Below are 16,452 nucleotides of genomic sequence, written 5' to 3'. Positions count from 1 at the left end.
CGGGACTATCTGGTTCAGATAGACTCAAGACAGGAAGTGAGTGGTCGCGAGGTGGATATGGAACAGAAAAATGCCATTCGGCAGGTTGCCGTACCTTGGGCTCCGTCCCGCCAGCTTCCGCCCGGGCTGGTCGTTGCCGAGCTGCATCAGGATCTCTGGAGCGACTCCCTGACCATCATGCTGGGTCGGGCGCGCAGCATCGATCTTCCCCCGCAAATCCTCTGTCGGGTTCATTTCCGCCATATCTACGCCCTGCGGGTCATCGAAGATTGCGATCTGGCGGAGGGGAAGGATAGTCACGCCATCGAAGAGCAGATCCAGCTCATCACCCCATCCCGTTTCGCCAGCTGGTTTCATCAGGAGTCTGATGGCCTGCATCTTGACGAAGATCTGCAGCACTATCGCATCTCGACCTGGGATTATTGTGCCGATGTGTTGACCTCCTTCGCGCCGGAACTGCAGTTCCTGCCCCAAAGCGAGTAGCCAACAGTCACACCAAGAGGCGAAGGGTGATCCTTCGCCTCTTGGCGTTTGCGGTGGTGCCGATTTTGTCGCGCTCAGGCCACTCAGCCAGAGGGGGGGCCTGTTGCGTTGGCGCAAAAAAAGCGCCTCAGAGGAGGCGCTGGGGAAAAAGACAGATTGGAAGCGTCACATGGGTGCTACTTGAATCAGCGAATGAGCCGTGCCATTCAAGTATGAGACCATCATGCTCCGCTGAATCTGAAGTAGTTCTGAGATGATTCTTCATTTTCTGTTCATCTTGCCAGCAACCCGGGTGTGCTGGTTGAAAGCCTTTTCATTGTCGTGGCCACATATGTAGGGTGCCCATAAATCACGCCGCCTTTATGGGGTTAACTCAAATGCCGCCCCCGTTTGCTCCAGTGCCAATAACCAGCGTTTGATGGGGATGCCGCCGGCATAACCGGTCAGTTCGCCGCTGCGGCCGATCACCCGGTGGCAGGGCACAATGATGCTCAGCGGATTGCGGCCATTGGCGGCGCCCACGGCTCTGACCGATTTGGGATTGCCGATGGCTTGGGCGATATCGAGGTAGCTGACGGTTTCGCCGTAGGGGATATCGCACAAAGCGTGCCACACCGTTTGCTGGAACGGGGTGCCCCGAGCGGCCAGCGGCAGGTCGAACTGCTGCAACTTTCCGGTGAAATAGGCTGCGAACTGCTCAACGAAAGGGGCCAGCGCCAGATCATCCCGTTGCCAGTCAGCCTGCGGCATGACGGGTCGTTCCCCGTGCATGAACTCGACGTGGCGCAGGCCATCCTTATCGATGGCGACCAGCAGAGGGCCGCGGGCTGTCTCGCAGAAGTCGTATTTCATGTTGCTGTTCATCGGGTCTGCCCTTGTTCAATCCAGTTGCGGCTTGCCGCGGGCGGATTTGATATCCCCCTTGCGCTTCTTGGCATCAACCCGCTTGCGCTGGGAACTGCGGGTTGGCTTGGTGGCATGACGGGCCTTGGGGCGCCACGCCGCCTTCTTCAGCAGTTCGACCAGACGGCTCATCGCCTCCTTGCGGTTCATGTCCTGACTGCGATGGCTCTCGACCCGGATCATGATAAAACCGTCGTGAACCCTGCTGTCGCTCAGCTTGTCGAGCCCCTCCTTGTAGAGCGGCGTCAGGCTGGGTGAGTTGCGATAATCGAAGCGCAACCAGACGGCCGAATCGGTCTTGTTGACGTGCTGGCCGCCGTTGCCCTGGGCCCGCATGGTCTGGAATTGCAGCTCATGCCAGGGGAGGGTAACGCTGTTGGAGATGACTAACATACTGCTGTGCTCTTGTTTGGTGCAGAGGCGCTGGCCGCCACAGCGTGGTGCCTCATTATGGGGCGCGTGGCAGGTCGATCTTGGCCCGCTTTGGGTGTTGCGCCGTAATTAGACGCTATCTTCATGAAATTTAATAATAAAAATACTTGGCACAAGAATTGATTCCCGGTTTATGACACACCATGGATTGGGAGCAACCAGATGAAGCTGATTAGTGCGATTATCAAACCGTTCAAGCTGGACGATGTCCGCGAGGCCATTGCCAACCTGGGGGTGGAGGGGTTGACCGTGTCCGAGGTCAAGGGATTTGGCCGCCAGAAGGGACACACCGAATTATACCGGGGAGCCGAGTATCAGGTCGATTTTTTACCCAAGGTGAAGCTGGAGATCGCCACCACGGATGACAATGTGGAGGGGGTGATCGAGGCGATCTGCAAGGCGGCCTATACCGGCAAGATCGGTGACGGCAAGATCTTCGTATACGACCTGTTGCAGGCGGTGCGTATTCGTACCGGCGAGAGCGACGAAGAGGCGCTCTGATCGCCGGTTTGTCACCTCACTTGTCATGGCGAAACCCGATTGGGGCTGGATGGGATTCTATCCGGCCCTTTTATTTATGCTGCGTTTAATTATGTGAACTATCCCCGCAACTCCTCCTTGATCTCGCAATTGGAATATGCAGAATGCAAACGGCAATTGTTCTCACTCGGTTTAGCAACTCAAGGAATGGATGATGAAAATGAAGATGCTGGCACTGGCTCTCTCTGCTTTGGCAGCCCAGTCTGCGTTGGCGGCAGGAGAGGTGAATGTCTACTCCAACCGGCAGGATGAGCTGATCAAGCCCATCATCCAGCAGTTCGAGAAGGAATCGGGCATCAAGGTGAACGTGGTGTTCGCCAAAGAGGGGCTGAACGAGCGTCTGGAGCGGGAAGGCAAACTCTCTCCGGCCGACCTGATGCTGACGACCGATATCAGCCGCCTGACCGATCTGGTAGACAAGGGGCTGGTGCAGCCGGTTGAGAGCAAGATCCTGCAGGAGAACATCCCCGCCAGCTATCGCGATCCGGACAACCGCTGGTTCGCCCTGACCACCCGGGTGCGTGCCATCTATTCGAGCAAGGAGCGCCTCGGCAAACTCGACACCATCAGCTACGAAGATCTGGCCAAGCCGGAATTAAAAGGGAAAATCTGCACCCGCAGTGGCAAGCATGAGTACAATGTGGCGCTGGTCTCCTCCATGATCGTCCATCACGGTATGGCCGAGACCAAAACCTGGCTGGAAGGGGTCAAAGCCAACCTAGCGCGCAAGCCGCAGGGCAACGACCGGGATCAGGTCAAGGCGATCAAGGATGGCATCTGTGACGTGTCGCTCGGCAACAGCTACTATCTGGGCGCCATGTTGAAGGATCCGGCGCAGAAATCCTGGGCCGATGCCGTCTACATCAACTTCCCTAATCAGGCTGACCGCGGTGCCCACGTCAACGTGAGCGGCGTGGCCATGACCAAGTATGCCAAGAACAAAGAGGCCGCTCAGAAGCTGATGGAGTTTCTGGCCGGCGACACCGCCCAGCACATGTATGCGGACGTGAACGCCGAGTATCCGGTCAAGGCCGGGGTCGAGCCTTCCGCCATGGTCAAGTCCTGGGGCAGTTTCAAGTCTGACGCACTACCGGTCAGCGATTACGCCAAGCACCGCAAGGACGCCTTGCAGCTACTGGATGAAGTGAAGTTCGACTTGTAATTCAGATGGGGCCAATGGCCCCATCAACCTCTGTGGTCTCATGAAAAATTTTGGATGGATTACCGGCAGCTGGGCCACCGCCCTGCTGCTGGCTTTGCCGGTGCTCGCCCTCATCTTCTCTGCCTTCTCGGCTGAGGGAGAGCTGTTTCGCCACCTCGCCGATACAGTGCTGCTCGACTATCTGGCCAATACCCTGGGGCTGGTAGTCGGTGTGGTGCTGCTTAGCCTGCTGTTTGGTGTACCTACCGCCTGGTTGGTGGCCATGTGTCAGGTGCCGGGGCGTCGTGCCCTGCAGTGGGCCTTGATGCTGCCGATGGCGATGCCCTCCTATATCGTCGCCTACGTCTATACCGACCTGCTCGACTACTCGGGCCCGCTACAGGCCGGGTTGCGCGCACTCTTTGGCTGGAACAGTCCTGCAGATTACTGGTTTCCGGCCATTCGCTCCCTTGGTAGCGCCGCCTGGGTGCTGGCGCTGGTGCTGTTCCCCTATGTCTATCTGCTGACTCGAGCCTCCTTTCTGGAGCAGTCGGTCAGCCTCATTCACTCCAGCCGCCTGCTCGGCTGTACCCCGTGGCAGAGCTTTCGCCGTCTCAGTCTGCCGCTGGCGCGCCCCGCCATTATGGTGGCGGTATCGCTGGTGGCGATGGAGACATTGGCTGATTTCGCCACCGTTCACTTCTTTGCCATCAACACCCTGACCACGGCAGTCTACGACACCTGGCTCGGTTACGGCAGTCTGGCCACCGCGGCCAAACTCTCCTGCCTGATGTTGCTGGCAGTGGTGCTCTTGATCGCGCTGGAGCGCCGCTCGCGCAGTCGGCAGCAGGTGTTCCAGAAGTCCATGGGCCATGAGCAGCCGCTGCGCTATCCGCTCAAGGGGATGAGTCGTTGGTTGGCCGGTCTCTGGTGCTGGGGGCTGGTGCTGGCCGGTTTCGGCCTGCCGTTCGTCATCCTGCTCGATTACGGGGTGCGCTACTTCGAGTTGTCGTGGACGCCGGAGTTTGTCCGCTTCGCCGGCAACAGTCTGCTCATCTCGGCGCTGACCGCCCTGCTGGCGATGGGGATTGCCCTGCTGCTCGGCTTCTGCCGCCGCCTCGATGGCGGGATCAAGAGCCTGCTGCCGCTGCGCATCGCCGCCATGGGTTACGCCATGCCGGGCACTGTGCTCGCTATCGGGGTGCTGGTGCCGCTCACCGCCCTCGACTTTGCCATCAACGATCTGGCCGAGTGGCTCGGGCGTCAGGGGCTGGGGCTGCTGCTGACCGGCACCATCACCGCCATTGTGTTCGGCTATCTGGTGCGCTTCGTGGCCATCGCCATCGGCTCGGTGGAGAGCAGCATGGGTAAGATCTCCCCCAGTCTCGACATGGCGGCCCGCTCCCTGGGGCAGGGGGATGGCGCCATGCTGCGGCGGGTCCATCTGCCGCTGGTGCGCCGAGGCCTGTTTGCCGGCGCCATGCTGGTGTTCATCGAATCCATGAAGGAGCTGCCCGCCGCCCTGCTGCTACGGCCGTTCAACTTCGACACCCTGGCGACCCACGTCTACCAGTTCGTCTCGGACGAGATGCTGGAGCGCGGCGCGCTGGGGGCCATCGTCATCGTGCTGGTGGGGTTGTTGCCGCTGATCTGGGTCAACCGCAGTCTGGATAGTCCGGGTCACTGAGTCGCCACGTTGGCCAATGAAATTGCATGTGGTGTGCTGAACCGAAAGGCAGCGCACCGCCAGAAACGAGAGGAAGTCAGCCTTGTCCTGTTTGCAGGTTGAAAATGTCAGTTGCCGTTACAACGGCCGCAATGTGCTGGAACAGCTGTCCCTGACGGTGGCAGATAACGAGATCGTCTGTCTGCTGGGGGCCAGTGGTTGCGGCAAAACCACGCTGCTCAAGGCCATCGCCGGGCTGCTGCCACTGGCAGAAGGTACGATTCGCCTCGGCGATACCCTGCTCGACGGGCCGGGTGCCAGCGTGCCGCCCGAGGCGCGCAATATCGGGATGATCTTTCAGGATTACGCTCTCTTTCCCCACCTGACGGTGGCCGACAACGTCGGTTTCGGTCTGACCAGACTCGATCGCCGTGCCCGCCAGCAGCAGGTGGACGAGGCGCTGGCGCTGGTCAATCTGCAGGGGCTGGGGGATCGCTATCCGCACCAGCTCTCCGGTGGCCAGCAGCAGCGGGTGGCCATCGCCCGGGCGCTGGTGTGCAAGCCTCGGCTGATGCTGCTGGATGAGCCCTTCTCCAACATCGATACCCAGGTGCGGATGAAGCTGATCCTCGAGATCCGCGCCCTGCTCAAGCAGCAGGGGATCGGCGCCATCTTCGTCAGCCACAGCAAGGAGGAGGCGTTCGCCTTCGCCGACCGACTGGCGCTGTTTCGCGCAGGTCATATCGAACAGGTGGGCCAGCCGGAACAGCTCTATCGCCGCCCGCAAAACCGCTTCGTGGCTGAGTTTCTCGGCGGGGTCAACTATCTGGCCGCCGAGGTGGTGGACAGCCACTGCGTGCAGACGGCGCTCGGGGTTATCTGTGGCAGCGAACCCCATGGCAGGGCGGTGGGCGAGCAGTTGCAACTGATGCTCCGACCCCAGCAACTGCTGCTGGAGAGCGCCGCAGAGGGCGAGCTCAAGGTGGTGGAGCAGCAGTTCCTCGGCCATCACTGCCGGGTGCTGTTCGAGTGTGGCGATCTGCAGCTGGAGGCGAGCATTGGCGAGCCCCTTGAGGGGATGCGGGCCCGCATCCGGGTGGCGCCTCATACGCTGGTGTTGTTTGACCCTTTACCCTGAACGCGTGATATCGTCGTGAAATCAAAGAACTGGAGCTGCTCTGGTTTATAATCGCGCAACGCTAATAGCCCATAACGCTAACGCCTACTCAGGGGAGAGATATATGAAAGCCCAAGCCGGGATCTGCGCAGAGCCGAATCTGCACGCCCTCTATCTGATGTTCAATCGCACCGGCGATGCCGCCGAACTGGTCGGCCGTCTGGCCAAACTGCCCGCCCTGTGGCAGGCGGTGGCCGCCGATTTCCCTGAGGCCGGTTTCAGCGGTCTGGTCGCCGTCGGCGCCGATGCCTGGGATGGTCTCTACCCGGCCGCCCGTCCGCCCCAGTTCCGCGGCTTTATGGCGCAATCCGCCAACGGTCAGGAAGCCCCCAACACCCCGTTTGATCTCTTCGTCCAGCTGCGTGCCGATCGGGTGGACGTGCTGCACCACGCCGGCCACCGCGTGATGGCGTTGCTGGCTGGTGTGGTAGAGCTGGCTGAAGAGGTGCGCGGTTTCCGCAATCTGGATTGCCGCGACCTGACCGGTTTCGTCGACGGCACCGAGAACCCGCAGGATGAGCACCGCGCCGAAGTGGCGCTGCTGGCCGATGGCGAGTTTGCCGGTGGCTCCTACATCCACGTCCAGCGTTGGGTGCATGCCATGAGCGACTGGGAGAAGCTGGCGCAGAAAGAGCAGGAAGACATTATCGGTCGCACCAAGCCCGACAACATCGAGTATGAGTCTGCTGCCAAGCCGCTGACCGCCCACATCAAGCGGGTCAACCTCAAGACGCCGAAAGGGGAGTCCATGGAGATCCTGCGTCAGAGCATGCCCTGGGGCACCATGCGCGAGCAGGGGCTCTACTTCATCTCCTGTTGCCGCACTCAGCAGCACTTCAACGCCATGCTGGCCAGCATGTACAAGGGGGAGGGCAGCCACTTCGACCACCTGCTGCGTTTCACCAAGGCAGTGACTGGCGCCGCCTTCTTCGCCCCGTCGGAAGGTTTCCTGATGGCGCAGGGCAAGTAATAGCGGATGTGACAGCGCCACCTTCCCCCTCGTGCAGCCAAGAGCGTAAGAGGGTGCCCGGTTGCCATATAGATCGGGCGGTGGGTGTGGCTTGTCATGATCCGAGAGCTGCTGACGCTGCTGGCTAGATTGTTTCGCTGGTGCAACGCAAATCAATTTTTGCCAGCGAGAAATGCAACAATCTTGATTGATATCGCGAGGGTGGGCGAAGAGAGAGGGGGGCAGAACAGACTCCCGATCTGCTGGCTCACCCAACAAAAATCCCGGCCAAGGCCGGGATTTTTCGTTCTGGCGTGACCGCTATGACGCGGCGGCAGCCATTACGGCGTCTGTTCGAACAGCTCGAGGGCGGAGAGATAGAGCTCTTCGATATCGGTATCGCTGGTCGGGGTGATGAAGATGGTGTCATCACCGGCGATGGTACCGAGGATCCCCTCTGCCTTGCCGAGGGAGTCGAGCAGGCGGGCGATCAGCTGGGCTGCACCCGGGCTGGTGTGGATCACCACCAGTGCGCCGTTGTGGTCGACATCCAGCACCAGATTCTTGAGCGGGCTGGAGGTGGTGGGCACGCCCAGTTCCACCGGCAGGCAGTAGACCATCTCCATCTTGGCGTTGCGGGTGCGAACGGCGCCGAAGCGGCTCAGCATGCGCGATACCTTGGACTGGTTGATGTTCTCGAAGCCCAGCTCTTGCAGGGCGGTGACGATCTCTGCCTGGGAGCCAAAGCGCTCTTCTTTCAGCAAGGCTTTAAAGGCCTTGGCCAGTTTTTCTTGCTTGTCGTTATGTTTCATCTTGGTCTCACGAATGAGGAGGTGTGGCGGCCTGTGCAGCACAGACGGCAGATACGAACAGCGAGGCCATTTTGCATTCATATGCCGTTTTTTGCAAGGAAGCGGCGCTTGTGCTGCATATTGATTCAAAAATGGCTTGCATCAACCCTCATAAGGGATAGAATCGGGATGAAATTTTGAAAACTTATTCAATTGGGCTGTATGGGTATTGAATTAATAGGTATCGAGAAGTCCTGGCACAAGGTGCCGGTTCTGCAACAGGTCAGCTTTCGGACATCCCCCGGCGAAACCTTGGTGTTACTGGGCCCGAGCGGTGCTGGCAAGAGTTCCCTGCTACGGATGATGAACCTGCTGGACACCCCGGATGCGGGTGTTTTGCGGATTGGCGAAAGTGAATTTTCTTTCCCGAGCGCCCTCTCTGCTGCCGAATTCAACCGCCAGTCCCAACTGTTGCGTCGCAAGGTGGGCATGGTGTTCCAGCAATACAATCTGTGGCCCCATCTCACCGTGATGGAGAATCTGATTGAAGCGCCGGTCAAGGTGCTCGGCATGAGCAAGGAGGCCGCCATCGAGAAGGGAGCCTACCTGCTGGCCCAGCTGCAACTGGCCGACAAGCGCGATGCCTGGCCTGCCCGTCTCTCCGGCGGTCAGCAGCAGCGGGTGGCCATTGCCCGTACCCTGATGATGGACCCGGAAGTGCTGCTGTTTGACGAGCCGACCGCCGCGCTGGACCCCGAGATCACCAAAGAGGTGGCCGAGATCATCCGCAACCTGAGTCAGACCGGCATTACCCAGGTGGTGGTGACCCACGAGGTCGACTTTGCCCGCAAGGTGGCCAGTCAGGTGATCTATCTGGAGAAGGGGCGGATCATCGAATCCGGCACCGCCGCCATTTTCCAATCCCCGCAAACCAGTCGGTTTGCCGAATTCTTGATGCATTGATACTGAATCGATAAGGAAGCTGTCATGAAAAAGAGTCTGTTGCTGGTTGCTGCCATGGGTCTGTTGAGTACCTCCGTCATGGCCAAAGAGATCAAGTTCGCCACCGAGGCCACCTACGCACCGTTCGAATACCTGGACGACAAGAACGAGTTTCAGGGTTTTGACATCGATCTGGCGCGCGCCGTCTGTGAGCAGGCCAAGCTGGAGTGCAGCTTCCACAACCAGGCCTTTGACAGCCTGATCCCCAGCCTCAAATTCCGTCGCTACGATGCCGCCATCGCCGCCATGGACGTGACCCCGGAGCGTGCTGCGCAGGTCGATTTCTCCGACATCTATTACGAAAACTCGGCGGTATTCGTTGCCAAGAAAGGGGCCTTCAAGGGGCCGGAAGAGATGGTAGACAAGACGGTTGGCGTGCAGAACGGCACCTCTCACCAGTCCTATCTGGTGGATAACTGGGTGAGCAAGGGTCTGCTGACCGTGCCTTATGCCAGCTACCAGAGCGCCTTCCTCGACATGATGAATGGCCGTACCGACGGCGTGTTTGCTGATACCGCCGTCGCTGCTGACTGGCTGAAGCAGCACAAGGAGTATGTGGTGGTGGGTGCGCCGGTGACGGACGCCAAGTACTTCGGTACCGGCTTTGGCATCGCAGTGGCCAAGGGTAATCAGGAGCTGCTGACTCAGCTGAACAAGGGGCTGGCCGAGATCAAGGCTAACGGCACCTATCAGAAAATCTTCGACAAATACTTCGCGCAGTAAGCCATGTTGAGCCTGTTGTTGGATGCAGCCTGGATGACCCTCGGGCTGGCCTTGGCATCACTGGTCGGGGGCATGGTATTGGCACTGGCGTTCAGTGCCGCCGAGCTCAGCAAACAGCGTGCATTGGTGTGGCCGGTGGGCACCCTGACCACGCTGATCCGTGGCCTGCCCGAGTTGCTGGTGGTGCTGTTCATCTACTTCGGCTCGACCCAAGTGCTGTTCCTCATCACCGGCGAGTACGTAGAGTTCAGCCCGTTCGCCTGCGGCGTGCTGGCGCTCTCCCTGCTGTTTGCCAGCTATGCGACCCAGACCCTGCGGGCGGCGCTCAATGCGGTGCCTGCCGGGCAACGGTTGGCGGCACTGGCGCTCGGTCTTGGCAAGCGTCACATCTTTTTCCGTATCGTACTGCCGCAGGCGTGGCGTCACGCCCTGCCGGGCCTCGGCAACCAGTGGCTGGTATTGCTGAAAGATACCGCGCTGGTGTCGCTGATCGGGGTCAACGAGATGATGCGTCAGGCCCAGATGGCCTCGGCCAGTACCTATGAACCTTTCACTTGGTATGCCGCCGCCGCCCTCATCTATCTGGCCATCAGTCTGGTGAGTGAGTACGGCCTCGGGCTGGCTGCCCGTTACACCCGCCGTTACGGAGGCTAACTGATGCAAGAGTATCTCGTCACTTTGCTGGGCGGTCTGGTCACCACGCTGGAGCTGACCCTGTTCAGCCTGCTGCTGGGAATCGCATTGGCGGCCCTGATGACCTGGGTGCTGGAGTTGCGCCTGCCGGTGGCGACCCAGCTGGTGCAGCTGTGGGTGCTGATCTTCACCGGCACGCCGCTGCTCATTCAGATCTTCCTCATCTACTACGGACCGGGTCAGTTCGAGTGGCTGAAAGCCAGCCCGCTCTGGCCGTTGCTCAAGCAGCCCTGGTTCTGCGCCGTGCTGGCGCTGGGTCTCAACACGGCAGCCTACTCCACCCGCCTGTTCAAGGGGGCGCTTGATGCCATCCCGGCCGGTGAAGTGGAGGCGTGCCGTGCGCTGGGTTTCTCCTCTGGCCAGACTCTCTGGATGAAGGTGCGTCACGCTGCCCGTCGTCTGGTGCCTGCCTACTCCAACGAGGTGATCCTGGTGCTCAAGGGGAGTTCCCTCGCCAGTACCATCACCATCATGGATGTGATGGGGTTGGCGCAGGGGTTGAACGCCCAGACTTACGATACCCTGGCGGTGTTCGGTGTCGCTGGTGCTCTTTATCTGACCATGAACGGATTGTTAACAATTGGTTTTCGCTGGTGTGAAAAACGGGCGCTGGCATTTCAATCCTGAATCCAGTTGATCTACCTCTTTATGGGAGGGGGAAGTGCAGAAAAACTGTGCTTCCCCTCCAACTTTTTGTATTTCCCTCCAATTTTTGCTTCTGCTTGTTTCTTGGCTCACAGAACCCGTGACTGCAACTGTTATCAGATTGTTTTTTATGGGGGGATCCATTAAGGTTGGGCGCACAAGAACAAATAACCTTAAACCTACGCTTAAACATGGAGTTGATCATGAAAGTTGCCGTTCTGGGTGCCGCTGGTGGCATCGGTCAAGCCCTCGCTCTGCTGTTGAAAAACCGCCTGCCGGCCGGTTCCGAACTGAGCCTGTATGACATCGCTCCGGTCACCCCGGGTGTGGCCGTTGACCTCAGCCATATTCCTACCGACGTTGCCATCAAGGGCTTCTGCGGTGAAGATCCGACTCCTGCGCTGGTGGGTGCCGATGTGGTGCTGATCTCTGCCGGTGTGGCACGCAAGCCGGGGATGGATCGTTCCGACCTGTTCAATATCAACGCCGGTATCGTCAAGAATCTGGTGGAGAAGTGCGCGGCTACCTGCCCGAAAGCACTGATCGGCATCATCACCAACCCGGTCAACACCACCGTAGCCATCGCCGCTGAAGTGCTGAAGAAAGCGGGTGTGTATGACAAACGCCGTCTGTTCGGTGTCACCACTCTGGACGTAATCCGCTCCGAGACCTTCGTGGCTGCCGCCAAAGGGCTGAACGTCGACAAGGTTCGCGTCAACGTAATCGGCGGTCACAGTGGCGTGACTATCCTGCCGCTGCTCTCCCAGATTGAAGGCGCTTCCTTCACTGCTGAAGAAGTGGCAGCCATGACCAAGCGCATCCAGAATGCCGGTACCGAAGTGGTGGAAGCCAAAGCCGGTGGCGGTTCCGCAACCCTCTCCATGGGTCAAGCTGCTTGCCGTTTCGGCCTGTCGCTCATCAAGGGTCTGCAGGGCGAAGCCAACATCATCGAGTGTGCCTATGTTGAAGGCAAAGGTGAGCATGCCACCTTCTTCGCACAGCCGGTGCTGCTGGGCAAGAACGGCGTTGAAACCGTACTGGATTACGGCAAGCTGAGCGCATTCGAGCAGGAAGCGATGGCAGGCATGCTGGCTACCCTGAAAGCCGATATCCAGCTGGGTGTCGATTTCGCCAAGTAAGCGGGTCAATCGTGCCAACAAGGGAGCTTCGGCTCCCTTTTGTATTGATGGCTGCTGTCAGCGAGCTAAGGGGATGGGAGTGGCTGCCGATAACAGAGAGCAGCAGGAGATCCTTATGATGAAACCTCTTACCCTTCTCGTTCTGGTCGGTGCATTCACCTCGCCCCTCTATGGTGCCGAGGCTGTATCGGCTGCCATATCGAGCGATGCTGCTGAGGTGAGTGCCGCTGATCCTGCGCTGGCCAGTGCGGCGGTTGCAACCCCGGCAATTGCTGCAAGCGAGGCGACCGTCGTCGCTCCGCAGGAGTCACCCGTGCTGTTGCCCGCTGACCCGGCAATGCCAGCCGTCGCTAATCAAGCAGAGACTCCCGCTGTAGCTACCGTACCGCAACCGGTAGAACCAGCCCCCGCTGTCGCTCCCCCGGCACCCGGTGATCTGCAGGCGGTGCCGCTCTACCGTCAGGATGAATTGCTCAACTGGATTGAGCAGGGTCGTCATCTCATTCAGGTGAAGCAGGACCGCTGTCAGCTGACCCAGGATATTGAAGCACGGGCCTCGGTGATGAAGATCCCTGCCTATCAGTTCCTCTGGGGGGATATGTTGGCGTGGGGAGTCTGCACCAAGCCCAATGCCGAGCTGGGGGTGCAATATATGTGGGAGGCGGCCAATCAGGGGCTGGCCCCTGCACTCGAACAACTGGGCCGTTACTACTGGAAAGGGACGCTGGTGCAGAAGGATCTGGTTCGCGCCGAGACCCTGATGCGTGAGTCGGCCAGCCTGGGTTTTCTGCGCGCCCGCATCGAGTGGGTCGAAATGCTGCTGCAGGGAATGGGCAGTCCGCTCGATTACGAGGATGCCTACCGCTGGCTCCATGGTGCTGTTATCGGTGATAAGGCGCTGCATCAAAAGGCGGCGAGCCTGCTGAGCAAGCTGGGTAACCGGATGCCTGCCAACGTAGTGGCCCGTGCCAAGGCGATGCACTGATCCAACAAAATGACCCACAGATCTGCATCTGTGGGTCCGGTTCCAGCCGCCGTGCCATGACAGGCCGGAACCTTCCTCTGTTATATGGCTGCCCGCGCCTTAGAGATCTTGATGGGGGCCAAAAACTTCGTAATGGAGCTGAGTTGCGGGGATCCCTGCCTCAATCAGCTGTCGCTTCACCTCCTGCATGAAACCGACAGGGCCGCAGAAGTAGTAGTGGGCCTCTGGCGTGATGCGCTCCTTCACTGCGGTCAGCTCCATGGTGCCGGCAAAGTCGTAATCTTCGCCCGACACGTCACAGGCCTCCGGCTCCCGATACCAGACCCGGCTCAGCAAGTTGGTATGTTGGCGGGACTTGTGCTGAATATCCTCCCGGAAGGCGTGCACCGCGCCCTGTTCGCAGGCGTGCAGCCAGGTGAGGTCGGCCTGATGACCGCTCGCCAGCAGCTGGTTGAGCATGCTCAGCACTGGTGTCACACCGACTCCGGCCGAGAGCAGCACTACCGGGGTCTGGCTGTCGGCTTTCAGATAGAAATCGCCAGTGGGGGGCATTACCTCTATCTTGTCACCCGCTTGCAGGTGATCGTGCAGTAGGTTGGAGACCTGACCCTGCGGCTCGCGTTTGACGCTGATACGGTAATCCTGTCCGTTGGGGGCATCGGAGAGGGAGTATTGGCGGATCTCCTGATATTCGAGCTCGGGGTGTACCAGTTTGACGCTGAGGTATTGGCCCGGCTTGAAGGCCAGTACCGGCTTGCCATCTTCCGGCGCCAGCAGGAAGGAGGTGATGAGCGCGCTCTCGGCCCGCTTCTCCTTGATGACGAAGGTGCGGGTACCTTGCCAGCCGCCATCCTGATTGGCTTTCTCCTGATAGATCTCCCGCTCGCGGCCGATGAAGATGTCGGCCAGCACGCCATACGCCTTGCCCCACGCCTCCAGCACTTCATCGGTGACCGCACTTCCGCCCAATTCTTTGAGCGTGGCCAAGAGATGGCTACCTACAATGTGATATTGTTCCGGCTGGATCAGGAATCCGGTATGTTTGTGCGCAATCCGCTCGACCGCACCGGCCAGAGCCCCCAGATTGTCGATATTTTTGGCATACGCGGCGACCGCATTGAATAGCGCCAGCGGCTGGCCGCCACTGCGCTGATGGGCCAGATTGAAGATATCTTTCAGCTCCGGGTTATGGCTGAACATCCGTTGATAGAAATGCTGAGTGAGGGCGGGGCCTGCCGATTCGAGCAGGGGAATGGTGCTTTTGATGACGGCAATGGTGGTTTGGTCTAGCATATAGCCTCGTTCTAATTAAACATATAAAATGCCATTTATTAAGTGGCATCCTAGATGTTTATTTGATTTGAATCAATACTCCACTTTTCGCATTACGCTAATCAGGCTTTATGAGACTAACCAGTTATACAGATTTCGGATTGAGAGCCCTGCTCTATCTGGCCACCCTGCCGGACGGAGAGTTGTCGAGTGTCGCCAAGGTATCAGCCCTGTATGGCGTCTCCCGCAATCACATGGTGAAGGTGGTCAATCAGTTGGTGAAGCTGGGCTATCTGCAATCCCAGCGGGGCAAGAATGGCGGTATCCGCATGGCTTGTGATCCCGCCACCATCAATATCGGGCAGGTTATCCGGGCGCTGGAAGGCAATCTGGACGGGATCGACTGCGGCTCGCCCGTTTGCCATATCGTCTCGGTCTGCCTGCTCAAGAGTGCGCTGCGAGAGGCGATGGATGCGTTTTTGGCGGTGATGGACAGCTATACGCTGCAAGACTTGCTGGCCAACCGTGACGAGTTGCAACGGGTCTTTGGCGAGTTGATCCCGACTCTGGTGCTGGAGCCGGATGAAGAGGATGAGTGATATGAAGAGGGCTGCCATCGGCAGCCCTTTTTTAATGTTGTGACTCTGCTTCAGCCCGGTAAGCGGCTGGCATGATCCGCGCCATCTTTACCATGTTGTTCTCCACATCAAGGATCTCGATAGGATAGCCCGCCAGCCGGATCCCGATGTTGGGCTGGGGGATCTCCTCCAGATACTCGAGGATCAGACCATTGAGGGTGCGCGGGCCGTCGATGGGCAGGTGCCAGTTCATCTCCTTGTTCAGCTCACGCACACTGGCTGAGCCCTCGACCAGAAACGTGCCATCCGGCTGTGGATGGATCTCGTCACTCGGGGCCGGTGTCATGGAGGTGGTGAAGTCGCCCACGATCTCTTCCAGAATATCGTCCAGGGTGATAAGCCCTTGAATATCACCATATTCATCGACAATCAGACCAATTCGCTCCTTGTTGCGCTGGAACTTGGCCAGCTGCACGTTGAGCGGAGTGCCTTCCGGAATAAAGTAGATCTCGTCCACTTCCCGCAACAGACTCGATTTGTTGAACTGATCTCTGGCTATCAGTCGTAGTGCATCGCGTGCGTGTAAAAAACCCACGACATCGTCGATGTTGTCGCGATAGAGCAGGATCTTGGTGTGGGCGCAGTGTGCCAGCTGGCGCAAGATGGTCTTCCAGTCATCGTTGATGTCGATGGCGTAGATATCGCTGCGCGGCACCATGATGTCTTCGACCAGCATCTTGTCGAGATCCAGGATGCTCAGCAGCATCTCCTGATGGCGCTGGGGAATGAGGTTGCCCGCTTCGTTGACTATGGTGCGCAGCTCCTCGGTGTTGAGGGAGTCATCCTTGTTGGGATTGATCTTCAGCATCTTGAGCAGGCCGCTGGTGATGCCGTTGATCAACCAGACCAGCGGCGAGAGCGGCACCATCAGCCCTTTGAGGATCCAGGAAGCCGGGTAGGCTATTTTCTCCGGGAACATGGCGGCCAGGGTTTTGGGAGTCACTTCACCGAATACCAGTACCACCAGGGTCAGGCCGAAGGTTGCGACAGCGACCCCGAGATCGCCAAACAGCCGGATACAGACAATGGTGGCGATGGCCGATGCGAGGATATTGACCAGATTGTTGCCGATCAGGATCAGCCCCAGTAGTCGATCCGGGCGGGACAGCAGTTTCTCTACCCGACGGGCCGCCTTGTGTTTGGTTTGTGCCAGATGCCGCAGCTTGTAGCGGTTGATGGACATCAGACCGGTTTCGGAACTGGAGAAGAAGGCGGAAAGAAGGATCAAGATAACGAGGACAATGAGTAATGTGCTCGTTGAGATACTGTCCAA

18 protein-coding genes are annotated in these 16,452 nt (G+C 59.0%); 13 read left to right on the top strand and 5 right to left on the bottom strand.

The features are described 5' to 3' along the window. Positions 1-57: 57 nt before the first annotated feature. Complete coding sequence (locus tag ACE1BR_RS04220; protein ID WP_374867886.1) at positions 58-483, top strand: hypothetical protein; 426 nt, start codon at positions 58-60, stop codon at positions 481-483. A 360-nt stretch (positions 484-843) separates the two neighbouring features. Here the strand turns inward: ACE1BR_RS04220 and ACE1BR_RS04215 are convergent, their stop codons facing one another. Both ACE1BR_RS04215 and arfB read right to left on the bottom strand, forming a co-directional pair. Further along, a complete protein-coding gene (locus ACE1BR_RS04215; protein WP_374868065.1) occupies positions 844-1,335 on the bottom strand; it encodes a methylated-DNA--[protein]-cysteine S-methyltransferase in 492 nt (163 codons plus the stop codon). 27 nt (positions 1,336-1,362) lie between these two features. Continuing rightward, a complete protein-coding gene (gene arfB / locus ACE1BR_RS04210) occupies positions 1,363-1,779 on the bottom strand; it encodes an alternative ribosome rescue aminoacyl-tRNA hydrolase ArfB (protein ID WP_374867884.1) in 417 nt (138 codons plus the stop codon). Between the two features lie 201 nt (positions 1,780-1,980). Here arfB and glnK point away from each other — a divergent pair, with 201 nt between their 5' ends. The 5 genes from glnK to ACE1BR_RS04185 all read left to right on the top strand — a co-directional run bounded on the left by glnK (position 1,981) and on the right by ACE1BR_RS04185 (position 7,312). Then, a complete protein-coding gene (glnK, locus tag ACE1BR_RS04205) occupies positions 1,981-2,319 on the top strand; it encodes a P-II family nitrogen regulator (RefSeq protein ID WP_374867882.1) in 339 nt (112 codons plus the stop codon). A 193-nt stretch (positions 2,320-2,512) separates the two neighbouring features. Further along, a complete protein-coding gene (locus ACE1BR_RS04200) occupies positions 2,513-3,520 on the top strand; it encodes a Fe(3+) ABC transporter substrate-binding protein (RefSeq protein WP_374867880.1) in 1,008 nt (335 codons plus the stop codon). A 40-nt stretch (positions 3,521-3,560) separates the two neighbouring features. After that, entirely contained in the window at positions 3,561-5,186 is a 1,626-nt protein-coding gene (locus ACE1BR_RS04195; protein ID WP_374867878.1) for an ABC transporter permease, read from the top strand. An 82-nt stretch (positions 5,187-5,268) separates the two neighbouring features. Then, positions 5,269-6,303, top strand: a complete 1,035-nt coding sequence (locus ACE1BR_RS04190; RefSeq protein WP_374867876.1) for an ABC transporter ATP-binding protein — start codon at positions 5,269-5,271, stop codon at positions 6,301-6,303. A gap of 103 nt (positions 6,304-6,406) precedes the next feature. Next, entirely contained in the window at positions 6,407-7,312 is a 906-nt protein-coding gene (locus tag ACE1BR_RS04185; protein ID WP_374867874.1) for a Dyp-type peroxidase, read from the top strand. Between the two features lie 320 nt (positions 7,313-7,632). Here ACE1BR_RS04185 and argR read toward each other — a convergent pair whose 3' ends face one another. Then, entirely contained in the window at positions 7,633-8,103 is a 471-nt protein-coding gene (gene argR / locus ACE1BR_RS04180; protein WP_005340378.1) for a transcriptional regulator ArgR, read from the bottom strand. Between the two features lie 201 nt (positions 8,104-8,304). Between argR and ACE1BR_RS04175 the strand changes: the two genes are divergently transcribed. The 6 genes from ACE1BR_RS04175 to ACE1BR_RS04150 all read left to right on the top strand — a co-directional run bounded on the left by ACE1BR_RS04175 (position 8,305) and on the right by ACE1BR_RS04150 (position 13,269). Then, the gene (locus ACE1BR_RS04175; RefSeq protein ID WP_033135523.1) at positions 8,305-9,045 is read left to right on the top strand and encodes an ATP-binding cassette domain-containing protein; all 741 of its coding nucleotides are present in this window, start codon (positions 8,305-8,307) and stop codon (positions 9,043-9,045) included. A gap of 24 nt (positions 9,046-9,069) precedes the next feature. After that, a complete protein-coding gene (locus tag ACE1BR_RS04170) occupies positions 9,070-9,807 on the top strand; it encodes a transporter substrate-binding domain-containing protein (RefSeq protein ID WP_374867872.1) in 738 nt (245 codons plus the stop codon). A 3-nt stretch (positions 9,808-9,810) separates the two neighbouring features. After that, positions 9,811-10,461, top strand: coding sequence for an arginine ABC transporter permease ArtQ (gene artQ / locus ACE1BR_RS04165; protein ID WP_374867870.1), 651 nt, complete (start codon positions 9,811-9,813; stop codon positions 10,459-10,461). Between the two features lie 3 nt (positions 10,462-10,464). Continuing rightward, the gene (artM, locus tag ACE1BR_RS04160) at positions 10,465-11,127 is read left to right on the top strand and encodes an arginine ABC transporter permease ArtM (RefSeq protein ID WP_374867868.1); all 663 of its coding nucleotides are present in this window, start codon (positions 10,465-10,467) and stop codon (positions 11,125-11,127) included. 221 nt (positions 11,128-11,348) lie between these two features. After that, on the top strand, positions 11,349-12,284 hold the full coding sequence (gene mdh / locus ACE1BR_RS04155; protein WP_374867866.1) for a malate dehydrogenase: 936 nt from the start codon (positions 11,349-11,351) through the stop codon (positions 12,282-12,284). A gap of 337 nt (positions 12,285-12,621) precedes the next feature. Continuing rightward, a complete protein-coding gene (locus tag ACE1BR_RS04150) occupies positions 12,622-13,269 on the top strand; it encodes a tetratricopeptide repeat protein (protein WP_374868063.1) in 648 nt (215 codons plus the stop codon). A 99-nt stretch (positions 13,270-13,368) separates the two neighbouring features. Here the strand turns inward: ACE1BR_RS04150 and hmpA are convergent, their stop codons facing one another. Continuing rightward, the gene (gene hmpA, locus ACE1BR_RS04145; RefSeq protein WP_374867864.1) at positions 13,369-14,562 is read right to left on the bottom strand and encodes an NO-inducible flavohemoprotein; all 1,194 of its coding nucleotides are present in this window, start codon (positions 14,560-14,562) and stop codon (positions 13,369-13,371) included. 110 nt (positions 14,563-14,672) lie between these two features. Here hmpA and ACE1BR_RS04140 point away from each other — a divergent pair, with 110 nt between their 5' ends. Next, a complete protein-coding gene (locus tag ACE1BR_RS04140; protein WP_374867862.1) occupies positions 14,673-15,140 on the top strand; it encodes an Rrf2 family transcriptional regulator in 468 nt (155 codons plus the stop codon). A 31-nt stretch (positions 15,141-15,171) separates the two neighbouring features. Here the strand turns inward: ACE1BR_RS04140 and ACE1BR_RS04135 are convergent, their stop codons facing one another. Continuing rightward, positions 15,172-16,452, bottom strand: coding sequence for an HlyC/CorC family transporter (locus tag ACE1BR_RS04135; protein WP_374867860.1), 1,281 nt, complete (start codon positions 16,450-16,452; stop codon positions 15,172-15,174).

The organism is Aeromonas sp. MdU4 (assembly GCF_041929505.1).
Lineage (GTDB): Bacteria > Pseudomonadota > Gammaproteobacteria > Enterobacterales > Aeromonadaceae > Aeromonas.
The sequence above is the reverse complement of the archived record's forward strand: the minus strand, read 5'-3'. Positions and strand labels throughout refer to the sequence as shown.

Bases quoted from the DNA above. Each gene is read 5' to 3' on its own strand.
- ACE1BR_RS04220 (WP_374867886.1), top strand. From the start codon at position 58: ATGGAACAGAAAAATGCCATTCGGCAGGTTGCCGTACCTTGGGCTCCG.
- ACE1BR_RS04215 (WP_374868065.1), bottom strand. From the start codon at position 1,335: ATGAAATACGACTTCTGCGAGACAGCCCGCGGCCCTCTGCTGGTCGCC.
- arfB (WP_374867884.1), bottom strand. From the start codon at position 1,779: ATGTTAGTCATCTCCAACAGCGTTACCCTCCCCTGGCATGAGCTGCAA.
- glnK (WP_374867882.1), top strand. From the start codon at position 1,981: ATGAAGCTGATTAGTGCGATTATCAAACCGTTCAAGCTGGACGATGTC.
- ACE1BR_RS04200 (WP_374867880.1), top strand. From the start codon at position 2,513: ATGAAAATGAAGATGCTGGCACTGGCTCTCTCTGCTTTGGCAGCCCAG.
- ACE1BR_RS04195 (WP_374867878.1), top strand. From the start codon at position 3,561: ATGAAAAATTTTGGATGGATTACCGGCAGCTGGGCCACCGCCCTGCTG.
- ACE1BR_RS04185 (WP_374867874.1), top strand. From the start codon at position 6,407: ATGAAAGCCCAAGCCGGGATCTGCGCAGAGCCGAATCTGCACGCCCTC.
- argR (WP_005340378.1), bottom strand. From the start codon at position 8,103: ATGAAACATAACGACAAGCAAGAAAAACTGGCCAAGGCCTTTAAAGCC.
- ACE1BR_RS04175 (WP_033135523.1), top strand. From the start codon at position 8,305: ATGGGTATTGAATTAATAGGTATCGAGAAGTCCTGGCACAAGGTGCCG.
- ACE1BR_RS04170 (WP_374867872.1), top strand. From the start codon at position 9,070: ATGAAAAAGAGTCTGTTGCTGGTTGCTGCCATGGGTCTGTTGAGTACC.
- artQ (WP_374867870.1), top strand. From the start codon at position 9,811: ATGTTGAGCCTGTTGTTGGATGCAGCCTGGATGACCCTCGGGCTGGCC.
- artM (WP_374867868.1), top strand. From the start codon at position 10,465: ATGCAAGAGTATCTCGTCACTTTGCTGGGCGGTCTGGTCACCACGCTG.
- mdh (WP_374867866.1), top strand. From the start codon at position 11,349: ATGAAAGTTGCCGTTCTGGGTGCCGCTGGTGGCATCGGTCAAGCCCTC.
- ACE1BR_RS04150 (WP_374868063.1), top strand. From the start codon at position 12,622: ATGCCAGCCGTCGCTAATCAAGCAGAGACTCCCGCTGTAGCTACCGTA.
- hmpA (WP_374867864.1), bottom strand. From the start codon at position 14,562: ATGCTAGACCAAACCACCATTGCCGTCATCAAAAGCACCATTCCCCTG.
- ACE1BR_RS04140 (WP_374867862.1), top strand. From the start codon at position 14,673: ATGAGACTAACCAGTTATACAGATTTCGGATTGAGAGCCCTGCTCTAT.